The organism is Kluyvera fluvialis (genome assembly GCF_059725275.1).
The window spans coordinates 2,613,193-2,631,047 of record NZ_AP046142.1; the positions used below are offsets into that span (position 1 = coordinate 2,613,193).

The 17,855-nt window shown below is 51.5% G+C and carries 18 protein-coding genes; 7 read left to right on the top strand and 11 right to left on the bottom strand.

Annotation, left to right across the window (positions count from 1 at the left end; genetic code table 11):
- Nucleotides 1-62: 62 nt before the first annotated feature.
- The 6 genes from AC6I4B_RS12420 to AC6I4B_RS12445 form a co-directional block, all read right to left on the bottom strand.
- Entirely contained in the window at nt 63-1,523 is a 1,461-nt protein-coding gene (locus AC6I4B_RS12420) for a mannitol dehydrogenase family protein (RefSeq protein WP_497765492.1), read from the bottom strand.
- Between the two features lie 168 nt (nt 1,524-1,691).
- Nucleotides 1,692-2,969, bottom strand: coding sequence for a TRAP transporter large permease (locus AC6I4B_RS12425; protein WP_497765493.1), 1,278 nt, complete (start codon nt 2,967-2,969; stop codon nt 1,692-1,694).
- Complete coding sequence (locus AC6I4B_RS12430; RefSeq protein ID WP_497765495.1) at nt 2,960-3,448, bottom strand: TRAP transporter small permease; 489 nt, start codon at nt 3,446-3,448, stop codon at nt 2,960-2,962. The genes AC6I4B_RS12425 and AC6I4B_RS12430 overlap by 10 nt, the downstream gene beginning before the upstream one ends.
- A gap of 48 nt (nt 3,449-3,496) precedes the next feature.
- Nucleotides 3,497-4,480, bottom strand: coding sequence for a C4-dicarboxylate TRAP transporter substrate-binding protein (locus tag AC6I4B_RS12435; RefSeq protein WP_497765496.1), 984 nt, complete (start codon nt 4,478-4,480; stop codon nt 3,497-3,499).
- A gap of 194 nt (nt 4,481-4,674) precedes the next feature.
- Nucleotides 4,675-5,889, bottom strand: coding sequence for a starvation-sensing protein RspA (gene rspA / locus AC6I4B_RS12440; protein WP_497765498.1), 1,215 nt, complete (start codon nt 5,887-5,889; stop codon nt 4,675-4,677).
- A 161-nt stretch (nt 5,890-6,050) separates the two neighbouring features.
- Nucleotides 6,051-6,377, bottom strand: a complete 327-nt coding sequence (locus AC6I4B_RS12445) for a YnfA family protein (protein ID WP_497765499.1) — start codon at nt 6,375-6,377, stop codon at nt 6,051-6,053.
- Nucleotides 6,378-6,528: 151 nt separating this feature from the next.
- Here AC6I4B_RS12445 and AC6I4B_RS12450 point away from each other — a divergent pair, with 151 nt between their 5' ends.
- Nucleotides 6,529-6,870 carry a DUF1283 family protein gene (locus tag AC6I4B_RS12450; RefSeq protein ID WP_497765501.1) on the top strand — a complete coding sequence of 114 codons (342 nt, stop codon included), beginning with the start codon at nt 6,529-6,531 and terminating at the stop codon, nt 6,868-6,870.
- 55 nt (nt 6,871-6,925) lie between these two features.
- Here the strand turns inward: AC6I4B_RS12450 and AC6I4B_RS12455 are convergent, their stop codons facing one another.
- Together AC6I4B_RS12455 and AC6I4B_RS12460 are read right to left on the bottom strand one after the other, a co-directional pair.
- Nucleotides 6,926-7,249, bottom strand: a complete 324-nt coding sequence (locus AC6I4B_RS12455; RefSeq protein WP_497765503.1) for a YmdA family protein — start codon at nt 7,247-7,249, stop codon at nt 6,926-6,928.
- A 313-nt stretch (nt 7,250-7,562) separates the two neighbouring features.
- On the bottom strand, nt 7,563-8,273 hold the full coding sequence (locus AC6I4B_RS12460) for a YnfC family lipoprotein (protein ID WP_497765505.1): 711 nt from the start codon (nt 8,271-8,273) through the stop codon (nt 7,563-7,565).
- 103 nt (nt 8,274-8,376) lie between these two features.
- Between AC6I4B_RS12460 and AC6I4B_RS12465 the strand changes: the two genes are divergently transcribed.
- The 6 genes from AC6I4B_RS12465 to clcB all read left to right on the top strand — a co-directional run bounded on the left by AC6I4B_RS12465 (nt 8,377) and on the right by clcB (nt 14,720).
- The gene (locus AC6I4B_RS12465; RefSeq protein WP_497765507.1) at nt 8,377-8,631 is read left to right on the top strand and encodes a DUF1161 domain-containing protein; all 255 of its coding nucleotides are present in this window, start codon (nt 8,377-8,379) and stop codon (nt 8,629-8,631) included.
- Between the two features lie 195 nt (nt 8,632-8,826).
- Nucleotides 8,827-11,262, top strand: a complete 2,436-nt coding sequence (gene ynfE / locus AC6I4B_RS12470) for a selenate/tellurate reductase subunit YnfE (RefSeq protein WP_497765508.1) — start codon at nt 8,827-8,829, stop codon at nt 11,260-11,262.
- A 10-nt stretch (nt 11,263-11,272) separates the two neighbouring features.
- Nucleotides 11,273-11,890: a DMSO/selenate family reductase complex B subunit gene (locus tag AC6I4B_RS12475; RefSeq protein WP_497765509.1), complete on the top strand. Its 618-nt coding sequence runs from the start codon at nt 11,273-11,275 to the stop codon at nt 11,888-11,890.
- A 1-nt stretch (nt 11,891) separates the two neighbouring features.
- On the top strand, nt 11,892-12,749 hold the full coding sequence (locus AC6I4B_RS12480; protein WP_497765511.1) for a DmsC/YnfH family molybdoenzyme membrane anchor subunit: 858 nt from the start codon (nt 11,892-11,894) through the stop codon (nt 12,747-12,749).
- Between the two features lie 47 nt (nt 12,750-12,796).
- On the top strand, nt 12,797-13,411 hold the full coding sequence (gene dmsD, locus AC6I4B_RS12485) for a Tat proofreading chaperone DmsD (protein ID WP_497765512.1): 615 nt from the start codon (nt 12,797-12,799) through the stop codon (nt 13,409-13,411).
- Between the two features lie 13 nt (nt 13,412-13,424).
- Nucleotides 13,425-14,720, top strand: a complete 1,296-nt coding sequence (gene clcB / locus AC6I4B_RS12490) for a voltage-gated ClC-type chloride channel ClcB (RefSeq protein ID WP_497765514.1) — start codon at nt 13,425-13,427, stop codon at nt 14,718-14,720.
- On the opposite strand, the gene bioD is transcribed toward clcB, so the two are convergent.
- The 3 genes from bioD to ynfL form a co-directional block, all read right to left on the bottom strand.
- On the bottom strand, nt 14,664-15,368 hold the full coding sequence (bioD, locus tag AC6I4B_RS12495; protein WP_497772136.1) for a dethiobiotin synthase: 705 nt from the start codon (nt 15,366-15,368) through the stop codon (nt 14,664-14,666). The two genes, clcB and bioD, sit on opposite strands and share 57 nt — an antisense overlap.
- Nucleotides 15,369-15,498: 130 nt before the next feature.
- On the bottom strand, nt 15,499-16,716 hold the full coding sequence (gene mlc / locus AC6I4B_RS12500) for a sugar metabolism global transcriptional regulator Mlc (protein WP_497765515.1): 1,218 nt from the start codon (nt 16,714-16,716) through the stop codon (nt 15,499-15,501).
- A 109-nt stretch (nt 16,717-16,825) separates the two neighbouring features.
- Entirely contained in the window at nt 16,826-17,743 is a 918-nt protein-coding gene (ynfL, locus tag AC6I4B_RS12505) for a multidrug efflux transcriptional activator YnfL/SxtR(Kp) (protein WP_497765516.1), read from the bottom strand.
- Between the last annotated feature and the right edge of the window lie 112 nt (nt 17,744-17,855).

The window sequence follows — 17,855 nt, forward strand, 5'->3', positions numbered from 1 at the left end:
TGATGAAGGCCTTCTGAAGAGAAAAATGCCGCCATAAATAGCGGCATTTTTTATGCGATAAATTACTGTGCGGCAAACGCAGCCACGGTGGCTTTTGCCCCTTTGCTCAGCAGCGACAGGTACGCACTTGTAACCTGTTCAACAAATTTAGCCTCTTTTGGCAGATCTTTACCGAAGATGGCTTCAATAGACAGCAATGCTTTCACACGGGATTCACCCTCTTCGCTTTGCTGAACCGTCGTCTGGATAACAGGCAGTAATGGGTCGCAAACTTCGATGGCATTGCCCTGCTCATCCACGCCGCCTACATAGCGCATCCAGCCTGCGACCCCCAGCGCCAGCAGCGCAAAACTGCTGTTATCCGCTAGATGCCAGCGCACAGAATCCAGCATACGCTGTGGCAGTTTCTGGCTACCGTCCATCGCGATTTGCCATGTGCGGTGGCGCAGTGCTGGGTTGGTATAACGCTCAATCAGCAGATCGGCATAGCGGCCCAGGTCAACGTTTTGCACTTTAAGCGTAGGAGCCTGCTCTTTCAGCATCAAATCGTGGGCTGCACGACGGTAATTTTCGTCACCCATGCAGTCATTGATATGCTGATAGCCTGCCAGGTAGCCGAGATACGCCAGGAAAGAGTGGCTACCGTTCAGCATACGCAGTTTCATCTCTTCGAATGGGATAACGTCGCTGACCAGTTCGGCCCCCGCCTTTTCCCACTGAGGACGCCCGGCGACGAAGTTATCTTCAATCACCCACTGACGGAACGGCTCACAGGCCACTCCCGCAGGATCACGAACACCGGTAATCTGTTCGATTTTATCCAGCGTTTCAGCCGTTACGGCCGGAACGATACGGTCAACCATGGTTGATGGGAACGTCACGTGAGACTCAATCCAGTCGGCCAGGCCCGCATCAACAGCGCGCGCATAGGCACACACGACGTTACGCATAACGTGACCGTTTTCCGGCATGTTATCGCAAGACATGACGCTAAATGCCGGTAAGCCAGCGGCTTTACGGCGAGCCAGCGCTTCAACAACGACACCCGGCGCAGATTTTGGTTGATGTGGATTTTGCAGGTCAGCAGCAATAAGCGGATGATCGAGCATCAGTTGGCCGGTTGCCGGAGAGTGGCAGTAGCCTTTTTCGGTGATAGTCAGGGAGACGATGGAAACCTGTGGTTCGCACATTTTCGCCAGTACGGTTTCAAGGCCATCTACCTGAGCGTGCAGCGCTTCTTTCACCACACCCACAACCCGAGCAGTCCAGGCATCAGCCGACATTTCTGCCACGGTGTATAAATTGTCCTGATGATTCAGGTCGGCAATCTGCTGCTCACCGCCGATCAGGTTAACTTCGGTATATCCCCAATCACTGCCGTGTTCTGCGGCGAGGATATCGGCGTATACTGCCTGATGGGCACGATGAAACGCACCAAAACCGAGGTGCACAATGCGTGGCACCAGCTTGTTGCGATCGTAGGTTGGGAGAGTTGCCTTCGCGGTTAATAGCTTATTCTGCATCTTTTTGACTCGCTGTAGAGAACGTTGATTGCCATACTAGTTTAACGAGACGTAATACCATATTTATTGATTTGAGTTAATTTCCAGACAATTGGTATGACATGATTTTCAAGTTATGTGACAGCCTTGGCAGGAATAGCTTCTCTGCCAAGACCAGATTTATCCCCTTCACATCAGGACTGAGGGTAAAAAGAGCGTGATCTGAGGGAAAAGCACCAACAACAGAATGAACATGAAGAATGCTATCAGATAAGGAACGGACGCTTTAACAAACGCAATCGAACTGCAATTAAGTATGCCGCAGACGGTATACATGCAAATCCCAACTGGCGGTGTGTTAGCCCCCAACAACGTCAGAACCACGAATACTAAACCAAAGTGGATAGGATCAAACCCCGCCTGGATGGCGATCGGCAGTAAAATTGGCGTCAGCAGTAAAATAATCACACTGCCATCAAACAACATCCCCGCCACCGCAATCAGGGTTAACAGCAGGAATAGAATTCCATATTTGTTGTCAGTAAATTGCAGTATCGTTTCGGCTAACTGTTGAGGGATCTGATCCAGAATAGTGATATGCCCCAGAATCGCAGCCGACATAATTAGCAGCATCACCACACCAATATCATTAATTGTTTGCTTCAGAACATCCCAAAGTGCCGCATTATCTAAGGCTTTGTAGACATAACGACCAATGATAAAAGAGTAGAGAACAATAAACGCCCCTGCTTCTGTGGTTGTAAAAATACCTAAGCGAATGACCACGATTAACACGACCGGGAACATCAGCGCCCAAAAGCTGTTTTTAAAACCCAACCAGACATTGTGCCACGTCGGTTTTTTATCAATTTCTGGCTTAATGTTCATCTTCTTTGCCAGTATGTAGTTCGTTGCCATCAGGATTATGGTCAGCAATAAACCAGGAAATATCCCGGCTATAAATAATTTACCAATGGAAACGTTACCGACAAAACCATACAGAATCAGCAAAATACTCGGCGGTATTGTCGCGGTAATTAGTGAGCTAAATGCAATAACCACCGCACTGAAGGCTTTAGGATAACCGCGTTCTATCATCGGTAAACCTAAAACACGAGACTGCATGGCCGCATCGGCAGTAGCTGAACCGGAAACCCCACCTAACAGACAAGCAAGTAGCACATTAATTTGTGCCAGCACACCAATCATCCAACCGGAGATAATGCGCGCAAAATCCAGCAGCCTTGTGGTTACACCAGACTTATTCAGTAAATTACCTACCAGCAGAAAAAGCGGAGTCGCCAGGATAGGGAATGATTGTGTAGGGGCTGAAAATTTTTGAAAGGCGATGCCAATGGGCAAAAAATCAGCGGTGAAAAAATAACTCAGGCTCGATATCGCAATGACCATTCCTACCGGCATACCGATCACCAGTAGAATAACAAACAGCACAACGGTTAAGAGCATATCTCCTCCCCATCATTATTTTCCTGTGCAATCGGCTGGCAGCCATTCATTAAAAATGACATTGAGGAAAAAAACATCAATAAACATCCCGTGGGTACTGAACTATTCAACCAGGCCAGAGATAACTCGCTAACCGGCAGTACTTGTTGATGGGTTGTCCATGTGAAACTGTAGCCGTACCACACGCCACATAGTAAAAAAACAAGAATGAGAATTTCATTAAGCCAGAGGAATATACGCTGTAATCGAGGCGGTAATAAAATAACAATGGCATCGATACCAATATGGCGACGGGTCTGGAATGCAGAGTCAATGGCCAGTACGCTAATCCACGCAAAAATAACCATCGAAATTTCCAGTGACCAGATGAGAGGATAACCAATAGCCCTCCCTATTCCACCCAATAGAATAATAATCACAATAGCCACCAGGCCAACTCGGGCACAGGTCAATTCAAGAGAGCGTAACATATTCATCATTACGATAACCCCAACCTAAAGAGCAGGGAGTCCCCTGCTTATTCGCCGTTAATTAATAACGCTTTCGACTTGTTTTTTCGCTTCGCTGAGGCCCAGTTTTTCAGGCACATATTTACAGGCATCAACAAACGGTTGAACATCAACGGTAGAGATTTTCATTCCTTTGGCCGCCATTTCATCCAGCATTTTTTCGCTAGCGACAAGGGTATTTTCTGATGCCAGGTTACCGTTATTTTCCGCCTCCTCTTTCAGAATCGCTTGATTCTCAGCGCTCAGCGTGGACAACCATTTTTGCGAAACAATAATGCCCGTCATTAAATGAATATGGTTTGTTTTGGTGATATTTTTGGTTATCTCATAAAGTTTTGATCCATATACCGCCGTTGGCTGAGCTTCTGCGGCATCAACGACTCCAGTTTGAATCGAGGAATAGATCTCCGACCAGGAAAGTGGCGTCGGCGAGCCGCCCATACATTTGATGGTTTCAATGGTCACTGGCGCTTCCAGCGCCCTCACTCTCACGCCCTGTAAATCCGCTGGCGTTGTCACTGGCTTCTGCGTTACCAGCATACGGGCGCCCTGATACCAGTTAAACGATAATGCGGTAAGGTCAGAATCCCTTGCCATTTTGTCGTTCCACTGCGCAAAAACAGGGCTATCAACGAATTTTTTTAACGTCGCATAATCTTTAAAAACAAAAGGTGCCGGAATAATAGCCATCTCAGGAACAAATTGAGCCAACCTGGCTCCATCAACAATCACACCAACATTACTGCCCGCCTGCGCATGTTGCAGTAATTCATTATCAGCACCAAGCTGCCCACTGGAAAATAACTTAATTTTCACCTCACCTTTCGTACGCGTCTCTACCGCTTTTTTAAAACTCTGAAGCCCTTTATAAATAGGATCATCTGGCGATAATGACGTACTGACATTTAATGATTCGGCACTCCAACATACACTTGCAGCTAATAGAGGAATAAGGCCGCCCCATTTCATCAGCCGGGGTACAGAGAAGTTCCTTCTTTTCATGCTGTTCACCTAAATTTATAAGTATGTTTATCAGAATTAATTACCTCAATGACACCGTCAGATTCCCAACCAACAATCCACTCTAACTCATTCATCAAAGTAACATTTATTTAAATTGGCCTATTTACGTTATTCAACTCACGGCAATAAAAGTACCCACCGCTAAATTTTCATTTATTGTCTTTCTCCTCTGATTACCAGTTCCACAACGTGCCATCTTCAAGACGCGCGACCGGCAAATAGGCAGGGTCATACGGGTATTTCGCAGCCCGCTTTTCGTCGAACTCAATACCTAAACCCGGTTTGTCGCCTGGATGCATATAGCCGTTGTCAAACGTCCAGTTATGCGGGAAAACGTCCAGCATTGGCTCGGAGTAGCCCATATATTCCTGAACGCCAAAATTAGGTACCCACAGATCAAAGTGCAGCGCAGCCGCCATGCACACCGGAGAGAGATCGGACGGACCGTGGGAACCAGTGCGCACCTGGTATAGCGAGGCGAAATCAGCAATGCGGCGCATACCGGTAATCCCCCCCGCATGAGTCAGAGTGGTACGGATATAATCAATCAGTTGTTCTTCAATAAGCTGTTTACAATCCCAGATGCTGTTGAACACTTCCCCCACGGCAATTGGCGTTACCGTGTGCTGGCGAATCAGGCGGAAGCATTCCTGGTTTTCTGCCGGAGTGGGGTCTTCCATCCAGAACAGACGATATTGTTCAATACTCTTACCGAAACGCGCGGCTTCAATCGGCGTCAGGCGATGGTGCATGTCGTGCAGCAGATGCTCATTAAAACCAAATTGATTACGTACAGCATCGAACAGCTTCGGAGTGAAATCGAGGTATTTTTCCGTTGACCACAATTGTTCTTCTGGCCACTGCCCTTTGGTTGCGGGTTCATAGGCCAGCCCTTTACCTTTTGACATGCCGTAGGTGGTTTTCATGCCTGGCACGCCGCACTGTACGCGAATGGCCTTAAAGCCCCTTTCTTGATGACGCGCGTAGTCCTCTAACACTTCATCAATGGTGCGCCCGGTGGTGTGGCAGTAAACCATTACGCCTTCACGCGATGCGCCACCCAGCAGTTGATACAACGGCATATTGGCCGCTTTGGCTTTGATATCCCACAGTGCCATATCGACGGCGGAAATGGCCGACATCGTCACCGGGCCGCGACGCCAGTAAGCGCCTTTATAAAAAAACTGCCAGATATCTTCGATACGGTGCGCGTCGCGCCCGACTAACTGCGGGCACAAGTGATCTTTCAAATAGGATGCAACCGACAGCTCGCGGCCATTCAACGTGGCATCGCCGTAGCCGACCAACCCGCTATCAGTGGTGATTTTCAGCGTGACAAAGTTACGACCAGGGCAGGTTACAAAAACCTCAGCACCCACAATTTTCATCTTCAATCCTTACATCTCATCGGTTAGTGCGCCGAACTTACGCCCCGAGCAACTACCATACAAGTATAATGATCAAAATTTATCAGGAAGGATCACAAAAAATGAGGTTTTTTTATGCAAAAAGTGGGAGGGTTTACCGTGAAATGTGAGGCGGCGTGGTGTTAAGCGCGGCCCCAGCCAGCAACAATAATCAGCATACCGCAGAGCGCTACTGCCGCGCCCAGCCAGTCGTAGACGGTCAGTTTTTCACCTTCAACCACCCGCAGCCACAGCAGTGCCGTAAAGATATATACGCCGCCATACGCTGCATACACGCGCCCGCTGGCAGCAGGATGCAGTGTTAAAAGCCAGACAAACATTGCCAGCGCCAACCCAGCGGGAACCAATAATAATGGTGTAGCGCCCCGCTTTAACCAAAGCCACGGCAAATAGCAGCCGATGATTTCACACAGTGCGGTAGCAAAAAATAACAGAGAGGTCTTTAACATCTTTAATCATCATCAACATACGGGATTATCTATCATACGCAAAAATGGCCAGCATACGACCACGGGATTTTCGCGGGTATGACAGCCCCAAGAGATGTAGTAGACTGCATATCAGGAATTATCGTTTTCACCACGTCAAAGGAACCCGAAAATGAAAATTACACTTGGCAAACGCCTGTGCCTGACGGCGATGCTGACGCTGGGTGCCGTCGTGTACACCGCTTCAGCGTCTGCCCAAACCAACAAGCTGGTTATTGAATCTGGCGATAGCGCACAAAGTCGTCAGGAAGCGGCGATGGACAAAGAGCAGTGGAATGACACTCGCCAACTGCGCCAGAAAGTGAACAAACGTGCTGAAAAAGAGTGGGATAAAGCCGACGTGGCTTTTGATGCCCGCGATAAATGCCAGCAAAGCGCCAACATTAATGCGTACTGGGAACCTAACACCCTTCGCTGCCTAGATCGCAGTACCGGGCGAACCATTAATCCGTAATGTGTGCTTATTCGTTATAAAGGCCCGTTCATTCGGGCCTTTATTTTTTTGTGGGTTAGCGATATTCCACGGTCATGACTGCCAGACTTTTTTGTTTATCGAGATAGGTCATGTTTACCGACGCGACCTGCTGAAAATCGCGTGAAACCGCCTCTAAATGCCGCGTGGAAAAATGACGTGTCTGCCGATGCCCGTTTTTCTCGCAAGATAGCGTCACTTGCTGTTGTTGACCATCTATAAAGCAGGGTTCTTCCACAATCTGCCCCGTAAAATGAATCACCCCATCGGCGGCTTTTACACGCGTCAACGTTGATAAAGAAAATAGAATAAGCGTAGCAAGCCACGCATTGACGCTAAACTTGAGTAAAAACTGATGCATTATTATTATCCAAATAACAAATTTCGTCGAAGGATTAGACTGTTATGCGCAGTAAAATAATATCATTGGAATTAATGACAATACATTTACCATGATTAAACCACAGCCCCTTCACTGATGAGAGGAGACTTATTGTTGTGATTAATTGGTTTATTGTCTAACGAGAAAAGTAACAAAAAATATATTTTGCAGAACGTATAAACAGAATAGCAAAGTGATATTAAGTCAATAAGCCATTTGGCCGATACGATGAATATAAATACGCTACGAGGGTATTAGTATTCATCGGTTATACGGCTTTAATATAGCGGAATTAGTAATATTGGATGGCATTTTTTATGGTATAGCGCTGAGTCACGACCGGTTTTACACTTTGATCCACCACCATCAAGTCACAACTGACTGGATTGTCGTGGCGGTCGTAGTCACAGCTCTGTTTTACGTTACCAATGGGCTGCTTATCGAGCAGGCTGACGGCGGTGTAATCGAGCTTTTTGCGCCCATCTTGCGATGGCGTCGATACCACGGTGAGCGTTTTATCTTTAACCGTTGAGGTTTTACCTAGCGGGTATCCTTCACTGTCGTAGCGATAATCTATTTCGCTGTCTTTACTCACCGCTTTTACCACAAAACCATTATCGTCGGTTTCCCATGCCACACCCGCAGCAGGAAACTCTGCTAATTGGCATTTACCCTGAAGGCGCACACGCTTTTCATTGGTGATGCCATCTAAATAATAGTTAGCATTGAGCACTAACAACGCGCCGGTATCTTCTTCGATATTATGAAACTCCAGCATGTCAAAGCAGCCTTCAGGTGAAAGCTGGGCGCTGACTCGCTTCGCCACTTCGCCCTTTTCATTCAACAGGGTTTGGCTGAAATCCTTCACCGGGCCGCGCAGCGGATCAAAATCGAACTCATTTGAAAAGCTGGCCATTTCTGGGGTGAATGCCTCCGGCGAATCATTGCTATCACAGCCACTCAGAATCGTAAGCGCAGAGGCCAGTAAAATACATTTTTTCACACCGCTATCCTGTTTCGGGAGTAATCCCAATCATATTAGCAAATACAATAATTTACACTAGCGATGCTATACTTTTTCCGTGTCCAATGAAAAGGAGTCGATCATGAGATCTTCACGTTGGTTACTGGCTATGGTACTGGCGGCCCCGCTGTCTGCATTGGCTGCCGTGCCAGATTCCTGCGAACGCGTCAGAAGCGATATCCAGCAAAAGATTGAGCGCAACGGCGTCGCGCCAGGCGCTTTTACGCTTGATATTGTGCCAAACGATCAGGCCGATCAATCTGGCGCACAGGTCGTAGGCCACTGCGCTAACGACACTTTCAAAATTACCTACACCCGCACCGATAACGCTCAGTAATACTTCGCTGCCTCCGCTGGAGGCAGCGCCCTCTGCCGCCTGGCGGAAAAATACGCGACCCACACCCTACCCCATTGCGAGTAATATCCACTTTGACCGAGGATAATACTTGTATACCACTTACCAGGTATCATCGTCCCATAATTAGTCTGTCTCTGAGTTCATGCTGAAATCACAATAATTATGGAGTGAGTAATGTCTAACCAGGAAAAGCCAGGGGGGCTAAGTCGGCGTACCCTGATTAAATCGTCGGCCATCGGTTCTTTAGCGCTTGCGGCAGGAGGGTTATCGTTACCCTTCTCTCTGCGCGCAACTGCCGCCGCCGTGCGACAAGCCGGGCAACCGGAGGACAAAGTGGTTTGGGGCGCGTGCTCCGTTAACTGCGGTAGCCGTTGTGCGTTGCGTTTGCATGTAAAAGACGACGAAGTTTATTGGGTCGAAACCGACAATACTGGGCATGATATCTATGGCGATCACCAGGTTCGCGCCTGTTTACGTGGCCGCTCTATCCGCCGCCGTATCAACCACCCTGACCGCTTAAACTACCCGATGAAGCGAGTCGGTAAGCGCGGTGAAGGGAAATTCGAACGGATCAGTTGGGAAGAAGCGCTCGATACTATCGCCAATAACCTTAAACGTATCGTTAAAGATTACGGCAACGAAGCCGTTTACATTAACTACTCCTCCGGTATCGTCGGCGGCAATATGACCCGCTCCTCGCCGACGGCCTCCCCCATTATGCGTTTAATGAACTGCTATGGCGGCTCATTAAACCAATACGGGACTTACAGCACCGCACAAATTGCCTGCGCCATGCCTTACACCTACGGCACTAACGACGGCAACAGCACCTCCGATATTGAAAACAGTAAGCTGGTGGTGATGTTTGGTAATAACCCAGCTGAAACCCGCATGAGCGGCGGCGGGATTACCTATTATCTCGAACAGGCGCGTGAACGTTCGAATGCGCGCATGATCGTTATCGATCCACGCTATACCGACACCGCTGCCGGTCGTGAAGACGAGTGGATCCCCATTCGCCCCGGTACTGATGCCGCGCTGGTGGCGGGCATTGCCTGGGTGCTGATTGATGAAAACCTGGTTGACCAACCGTTCCTCGACAAATACTGCGTAGGCTATGACGAAAAAACGCTGCCAGAAGGCGCACCAGCGAACGGTCACTACAAAGCGTACATTCTCGGCCAGGGTGATGACGGCACGGCTAAAACGCCGCAATGGGCGTCACGTATTACCGGTATTCCAGCCGATCGCATCATTAAACTGGCGCGAGAGATTGGCAGCACCAAACCGGCTTATATCTGCCAGGGTTGGGGGCCGCAGCGCCAGGCAAACGGTGAGCTTGCCGCACGCGCTATCGCCATGCTGCCGATTCTGACCGGTAACGTTGGGATTAACGGCGGCAACAGCGGCGCGCGCGAGTCCACCTATACCATCACCATTGAGCGTTTTCCGGTGCTGAAAAACCCGGTGAAAACGGCGATTTCGTGCTTTACCTGGACCGATGCCATCGCACACGGCCCTGAGATGACCGCCCTGCGCGATGGTGTGCGCGGTAAAGATAAGTTGGATGTGCCGATCAAGTTCCTGTGGAACTATGCGGGTAACACCATCATTAACCAGCATTCGGACATCAATAAAACCCACGAGATTTTGCAAGACGACAGCAAGTGCGAAATGATCGTGGTTATCGAAAACTTCATGACCTCATCAGCGAAGTATGCCGATATCCTGCTGCCGGATCTCATGACGCTGGAGCAAGAAGACATTATCCCGAACGATTACGCCGGGAATATGGGCTACCTGATCTTTATCCAACCTGCTACCTCGCCGAAGTTCGAGCGCAAACCGATTTACTGGATCCTCAGTGAAATCGCTAAACGCCTCGGCGACGAGGTTCATCAGAAATTCACCGAAGGGCGCACCCAGGAGCAATGGTTGCAGTATTTGTACGCCAAAATGGTCGCCAAAGACCCAGACCTACCAAGCTACGATGCGCTCAAGAAAATGGGTATCTACAAGCGAAAAGATCCGAACGGCCACTTTGTCGCCTACAAAGCATTCCGTGACGATCCGGTGGCTAACCCACTGAAAACACCATCGGGCAAAATTGAAATTTACTCCAGCCGCCTGGCAGATATCGCCGCAAACTGGCAGTTGGAAAAAGACGAAACCATCAGCCCGCTGCCGGTTTACGCCTCAACCTTTGAAGGCTGGGATGACCCGATGCGTAGCCAATTCCCGCTACAGTTATTCGGTTTCCACTACAAGGCGCGCACCCACTCCAGCTACGGCAACGTTGACGTTTTAAAAGCGGCCTGTCGCCAGGAAGTGTGGCTGAACCCTATCGATGCGCAAAAGCGCGGCATCCAAAATGGCGACATGGTACGCGTATTCAACGCGCGCGGTGAGCTGCGTATTCCGGCAAAAGTGACGCCACGCATCATGCCAGGCGTTTCCGCAATGGGCCAGGGCGCATGGCACGATGCACAGATGGACGGCGACCGTATCGACCACGGTTCCTGCATCAATACGCTGACCACTCACCGCCCGTCGCCGCTGGCGAAAGGCAACCCGCAGCATACCAATCTGGTTGAGATCGAGAAGGTATAAGGACTAACCAATGAGTACGCAATACGGATTTTTCATCGACTCCGCCCGCTGCACAGGCTGCAAAACCTGCGAGCTGGCGTGTAAAGATTACAAAGACTTAACCCCGGACGTCAGCTTCCGTCGTATTTACGAATACGCGGGCGGTGACTGGCAGGAAGACAACGGCGTCTGGCATCAGAACGTTTTTGCCTACTACCTGTCGATTGCCTGCAACCACTGCGAAGATCCGGCCTGCACCAAAGTGTGCCCGAGCGGCGCAATGCACAAGCGTGAAGACGGCTTTGTGGTGGTGGACGAAGATGTCTGTATCGGCTGCCGCTACTGCCATATGGCCTGTCCGTACGGTGCACCGCAGTACAACGCCGCCAAAGGCCACATGACCAAGTGCGACGGCTGCCATGAACGTGTGGCTGACGGCAAAAAACCGATTTGCGTCGAGTCCTGCCCGCTGCGCGCGCTGGATTTTGGCCCAGTTGAGGAACTGCGCCAGAAACACGGGCAACTGGCGGCGGTTGCGCCACTGCCATCGGCGCACTTCACCAGACCGAGCATTGTGATTAAACCGAACGCCAATGCACGTCCGTGCGGCGATACTACTGGCTACCTGGCCAACCCGAAGGAGGTCTGAGATGGGAAGCGGATGGCATGAATGGCCGTTAGTACTGTTTACGGTACTGGGGCAATGCGTTGCGGGCGCCACGATAATCACCGGCATGGGCTGGCTCGCCGCGCGCCATGAAACGGCAGATCAACGGCGCATTGTGCTGAAGATGTTTTTCCTGTGGCTGGTAATGGGCATCGCCTTTTTTGCCTCGGTATTGCATTTAGGCTCCCCACTGCGCGCGTTCAACTCGCTAAACCGGATCGGTTCGTCGGCATTAAGCAATGAAATTGCCAGCGGCTCGCTATTCTTTGCGGTCGGTGGTTTTTGGTGGCTGTTGTCGGTGCTCGGCAAAATGCCTGCGGCGCTGGGGCGTATCTGGCTGATGGTCAGCATGGTGCTGGGGCTGCTGTTCGTTTGGGCAATGACACGCGTTTATCAGATAGATACCGTGCCAACCTGGTATAATGGTTATACGACGGCCTCGTTCTTCTTAACCGTCGTGCTCACTGGGCCGCTGTTTGCCGCCCTGCTGCTGAGACTGGCGAACGTGCCCTTTAACGGCAAATTCTTTGCGTCGTTAAGCGTGCTGGCGCTGCTGGTCAGCCTGGCCACGGTGGTGATGCAAACTGCTGATCTGGGCCTGATTCACAGCTCGGTACAGCAGGCCAACGCCCTGCTGCCTGATTGGGGCACATTGCAGGTCTGGCGCTTCGTGCTGTTGACGGCAGGCTTAGGCTGCTGGATTTGCCCACTGCTGCGTCGCGTTTCGCCGCGTACCACTGGGCTGGCGCTGGGCCTACTGTTAGTGCTGGCGGGTGAACTGATTGGCCGTGGGCTGTTTTACGGCCTGCATATGACCGTAGGCATGGCAATTGCCGGGTAATGTTTCGGTGCGGGAGCCATCCCGCACACTTTTAAGGAAATGCAGTAATGAATGACGTTCAGCAACATGACGCCTTAGCTTTCTCGGCCCGCGTGCTTGGGGCTCTTTTTTATTTTGCACCAAATAGCCCACTCGCTGAGCCGCTGGTTGCCGCGTTTACCGATGGCGAATGGGCGTCGCAATGGCCTTATGCCGTAGAAAATGAACAGGCATTGTCTGCCGGTTTTTCTGCTCCTTGCGATGAGCCGCTAACGGAAGCCTGGCAGCGGTTGTTTATCGGCCCGTCTGCGCTCCCTTCTCCGCCGTGGGGTTCTGTCTGGTTAGACCGTGAAAATGTGTTATTTGGCGACTCCACTCTGGCGCTGCGTCAGTGGATGCGTGAAAACGACATTGCCTTTGATGTGCAACAAAACGAGCCGGAAGACCATTTCGGGACGCTGTTGATGCTCGCCGCCTGGCTGGTCGAAAACGATCGCCAGCCCGCATGCGAACAACTGTTAGCCTGGCATCTTCTGCCGTGGGCTAAGCATTTTCTCGCCGAGTTTATCGCCAAAGCCGACCATCCCTTCTTCTCCGCTCTGGGGCAACTGGCGCAACAAACGCTGGCACAATGGCAGTCTCAGCTATTGATCCCGGTCGCTGATAAAAAATTGTATCGCTGAGCCTCACCCCACAATGCAGCGTCTTCATCACTATCCCGACATAAAGGCGATGTTTCGCCGGTTGTTGATTGCCAGCGTCATTGGTGTCCTCGCGGCACTTGCGGTGGCGCTATTTCGCCACGCCATGTACCTGCTGGAATGGTTATTTTTAAGCAACGACAGCGGCAGCCTGGTGAACGCCGCCGAAGGGTTAGTGTGGTGGCGACGGTTGATTACGCCGGCACTGGGTGGGCTGGCAGCCGGTACGCTGCTGTGGGGCTGGCAACGCTATACCCGCCAGCGTCCACACGCACCCACCGATTATATGGAAGCACTGGAAAGCGACGAAGGCCAGTTCGACTACGGCGCAAGTCTGGTGAAGTCCAGCGCTTCGCTGCTGGTTGTCGCCAGCGGTAGCTCCATTGGTCGTGAAGGGGCGATGATCCTGCTGGCTGCGCTGGCGGCGTCGTTTTTTACCCAACGCTTCACCCCTAAAGCTGAATGGAAATTGTGGATTGCCTGCGGAGCCGCCGCCGGTATGGCCAGCGCCTATCACGCACCGCTGGCGGGTAGCCTGTTTATCGCCGAAATTCTGTTCGGCACATTAATGCTCGCGTCGCTGGGGCCGGTGGTTATCGCCGCCGTGGTCGCCCTGCTCACCACGCAACTGCTCAACGGGGGGGCAGAATTGCTGTATCACGTGGGGGCATTACCGGCGCTCGGCGCTCGCCATTACGCGCTCATGCTGGCCACCGGTCTGGCGTGTGGGCTGGCGGGACCGTTATTGATTTGGCTGATGGGGATAAGCCATCGTGGTTTTGTGGCGTTGAAGTTTTCTCCGCCGTGGCAGTTGGCGCTGGGTGGGTTACTGGTGGGGTTATTGTCGCTGCTAACCCCCGCCGTTTGGGGCAATGGCTATAGCGTGGTGCAAAACTTTTTACTGACGCCGCCCGGTTTTGCGCTCATTGCCGGTATCTTCATCTGTAAACTGATTGCCATTCTTGCCAGTAGCGGCTCCGGCGCACCCGGTGGAGTATTCACGCCAACACTGTTTATCGGCCTGGCGGTAGGGATTTTATTGGCGAATTTGTGGAATCTCGGTTTCCCAGGTCAGCCTGATATTGCGCTGTTATTGGGAATGACGGGGATGGCGACACTGCTGGCGGCAACGACTCACGCCCCTATCATGTCTACACTGATGATTTGTGAAATGACCGGGCAGTATACGCTGCTACCCGGTTTGTTGATTGCTTGCGTTATTGCATCGGTGCTGTCACGCACCTTGCGCCAGGACTCTATCTACCGTCAGCACGTTGCTGAGCATCGTTAAGTTGACGTACTGGCTCAGCTCACGCTGCTCCGGGCGTGGTAAATAGGGCAGCTCGCCAATCAACGGTGCGGGCAGTTTTTTACTCAGCACGTCGATGATTTCCGCGTAATGCGCCAATCCAGGGTTGATGCGGTTTGCGACCCAGCCAATCAACGGCAAGCCGTCATTAGCAATGGCTTGCGCGGTCAGCAAGGCGTGGTTAATGCAGCCTTCCTGAATACCGACCACCATCAACACGGGCAATTGTTCCTGCACCACCCATTCCGAAAGCGGGCGAAGGTCGTTCATCAGGCTACGCCAGCCGCCGGTTCCCTCAACCACTACGTTATCCACCTGGCGGCTAAGATTGGCTAAGCCATCGGACAGCAGGCTGTAGTTGATAGGACAACTGTGCGCCACGCTGCTCTCTTCTTCGCTGAGCGCAATCGGGTTTATCGCCTCATAAGGCAACGCCAGCGATGAAACGCTTTGCAGCACCAGCGCGTCTTTGTTACGCAGCCCTTCTGGCGTCTCCTTGCTGCCTTTTGCTACCGGCTTGTAGCCTGCCACACGTTTCCCGCTGGCGGCGAGCGCCTGTAATAGCGCACGAGAAACTACCGTCTTACCGACAGAAGTATCAGTTCCAGTAATAAAGAAACGATTTAGCATCACTAATTGACTCCACAGCTATGCCGATAAAATATCAAGACAGGAAATAATTCAACGTGTGAAAGTCTACGTGATGCGTAAGACGCCCGGATTGAGATAGCGCAATTTTTTGCAAAACTGGAAAAAATTGTTAACCCTGTAACAGTCTAATTAGCAATGTTCCGTTATAGAGCGCGTCTTTCACCAGCGCCGCCCCCGCCATTGTGCCTCGGTTAGAGAACTGGGTCTGCTCAACGGTGGTGTGTTTGCTGTAGGCAGGCAGCGATTGTTGACGAATACAGTCGGCAATCGCCGGAAACAGAATCTCGGCGGCCTGGTTAAACGGCGAGCCAATCAAAATTTTTTGCGGGTTAAACAGGTTGACCATGATGGCCAAAATGCGCCCCACGTTCGTCCCGATACTGCTGATAATGTCTTTCGCCAGCAGGTCGCCCTGAAGCGCCGCCTGGCACAGCCAATCAACGGTTAACGGCTGCTGATGCAACATCGAACTCATCGACTGCTGCATTCTCACTTGCGTTAATTCCAGCACACTTTCGACGCTGGCAATAGTCTCAAGACAACCGTGGTTGCCGCAATAACAGCGCTTGCCGTAAGGATCAACTTGCGTGTGGCCAATCTCCACCAGGCTACTGCTGCCCGCGTGCAACAGGCGACCATCGGTGATAACCCCCGCGCCGACGTTATGGTCGATAACCACCTGAATGACATCCCGCGCCCCGCGTGAAGCACCGAACAGCGCCTCAGCCATCGTCCAGGCGCTGATGTCATGCTGGATATACACCGGCACACCGGTATGCGCCTCCAGAGTTTCCCCCAGCGGCACATCGGCAACATCATAAAACGGCATCTTATGGATGATGCCATTTTCGGTATCAATAATACCCGGCAGCGTAATCGCAATCGCTGTTAAACGCTCCAGCAGGCTTTGGTGACGGATAAAAAACTGATCGATATGCGCCAGGACACGGCTTAAGAACGGAATTTCATCTTCTAACGCCAGCTCAAGCAGTTCTTCCACCACCAGCTTGCTGCTGAGGTCGCGCAGCGCGAGGTGGATTTCACCACGGCTGATGCGCACCGACAAATAATGCCAGGCTTCCGTTTCTACCATCAGCCCAACCGCCGGTCGCCCACGGCTCCCCGCGTCCTGAATTTCAGTTTCCTGAACCAGGTGCGCTTCCAGCATTTCGCGGACTATTTTCGTGATACTGGCAGGCGCGAGTTGCGCAAAACGAGAGAGGTCGATACGCGATACCGGGCCGAGCTGATCAATAAGGCGATATACCGCCCCCGCGTTGGTCTGCTTGATTTGATCGATATGGCCTGGCTGACTATCCGCTACCACCTTGCACTCCCTTATTTTCGCGCTTCGAAATAAACTTTGGGCTATGGTGAAGTACTTCAACGGCCTGCGTCAAATTTTTACTTAGCCTTGTGATTTACTGCACATTTTTTTACACTTTTGGCAGCGAAACGCTCACCTTTGCCGCATTCAGTAGATGTTGTTTAAAACGCTCCGCCGCCTGGCTTAACTCATGATGTTTTGACCACACCAGCCACATTTCCGATACCGCATCCTCTTGCGCGATGGGAACCCAGCGCATTTCATAGAGCTGCACCCGCCGAAAAGAGGCCGGCAAAATCGACACCCCCAGCCCCGCCGCCACCAGGCCAATAATGGTCATCGCCTCGCCCACTTCCTGGGTTATGGTCGGCGTCACGCCATAGCGGCGCATCAGGCCCAGAATATCGTCATACAGCCCCGTCCCAACGTGCGGGTCGAAAAAGACAAACGGCTCTTTCGCCAAATCAACAAGGCTCACCACCGCCTGGTTTGCCAATGGATGATCGCGATGGATCATCGCCAGCAGTGGCTCGCGCAGAATAACCTGCCAGTCGAGGGTATCGGGAAGCTGTGTGTTACGCATAAGCCCCAGATCCAGCGCCCCTTCAGTCAATGGCAAAATCTGTTCGCGTGTATTCGTTTCACGTGTCTGGATATGCACATCCGGGTAGCGCTGGCGAAAGGCCGAAAGCGTATCGGACACCGCCTTAATAAAGGGCGCGGATGAGGTAAAACCGATGTGCAGTTCACCGGTTTCACCCTGATGTAAACGGCTGGCTCTGGCTGCCGCCTCGTTGACCTGCAACAAAATCTGCCGACTATCGGCAAGAAACTGACGCCCCGCCTCGGTCAGGCTCACGCTGCGGTTAGTCCGGGCGAATAACCGCGCGCCGACTTGCTGTTCAAGTATTTGAATTTGCTGGCTGAGCGGCGGCTGAGAAATATTGAGCCGTGCCGCCGCACGCCCAAAATGCAGTTCCTCTGCAACGGCGACGAAATAGCGCAAATGTCGAAGCTCGATATTCATATTTTAAAAGTATTAATTGAGATTATTAATATATTAGACAGAATATTTACATTTTCCTACCCTGATTATGTGACCTAGGTCGCCATTACCTTTTGTTTTTACCAAGGATCTT

Coding starts and splice junctions, on each gene's coding strand:
- clcB (WP_497765514.1), top strand. CDS start 13,425: ATGCAGCGTCTTCATCACTATCCCGACATAAAGGCGATGTTTCGCCGG.
- rspA (WP_497765498.1), bottom strand. CDS start 5,889: ATGAAAATTGTGGGTGCTGAGGTTTTTGTAACCTGCCCTGGTCGTAAC.
- bioD (WP_497772136.1), bottom strand. CDS start 15,368: ATGCTAAATCGTTTCTTTATTACTGGAACTGATACTTCTGTCGGTAAG.
- AC6I4B_RS12425 (WP_497765493.1), bottom strand. CDS start 2,969: ATGCTCTTAACCGTTGTGCTGTTTGTTATTCTACTGGTGATCGGTATG.
- AC6I4B_RS12430 (WP_497765495.1), bottom strand. CDS start 3,448: ATGATGAATATGTTACGCTCTCTTGAATTGACCTGTGCCCGAGTTGGC.
- AC6I4B_RS12480 (WP_497765511.1), top strand. CDS start 11,892: ATGGGAAGCGGATGGCATGAATGGCCGTTAGTACTGTTTACGGTACTG.
- AC6I4B_RS12420 (WP_497765492.1), bottom strand. CDS start 1,523: ATGCAGAATAAGCTATTAACCGCGAAGGCAACTCTCCCAACCTACGAT.
- AC6I4B_RS12435 (WP_497765496.1), bottom strand. CDS start 4,480: ATGAAAAGAAGGAACTTCTCTGTACCCCGGCTGATGAAATGGGGCGGC.
- AC6I4B_RS12445 (WP_497765499.1), bottom strand. CDS start 6,377: ATGTTAAAGACCTCTCTGTTATTTTTTGCTACCGCACTGTGTGAAATC.
- AC6I4B_RS12450 (WP_497765501.1), top strand. CDS start 6,529: ATGAAAATTACACTTGGCAAACGCCTGTGCCTGACGGCGATGCTGACG.
- ynfE (WP_497765508.1), top strand. CDS start 8,827: ATGTCTAACCAGGAAAAGCCAGGGGGGCTAAGTCGGCGTACCCTGATT.
- dmsD (WP_497765512.1), top strand. CDS start 12,797: ATGAATGACGTTCAGCAACATGACGCCTTAGCTTTCTCGGCCCGCGTG.
- AC6I4B_RS12465 (WP_497765507.1), top strand. CDS start 8,377: ATGAGATCTTCACGTTGGTTACTGGCTATGGTACTGGCGGCCCCGCTG.
- ynfL (WP_497765516.1), bottom strand. CDS start 17,743: ATGAATATCGAGCTTCGACATTTGCGCTATTTCGTCGCCGTTGCAGAG.
- AC6I4B_RS12475 (WP_497765509.1), top strand. CDS start 11,273: ATGAGTACGCAATACGGATTTTTCATCGACTCCGCCCGCTGCACAGGC.
- AC6I4B_RS12455 (WP_497765503.1), bottom strand. CDS start 7,249: ATGCATCAGTTTTTACTCAAGTTTAGCGTCAATGCGTGGCTTGCTACG.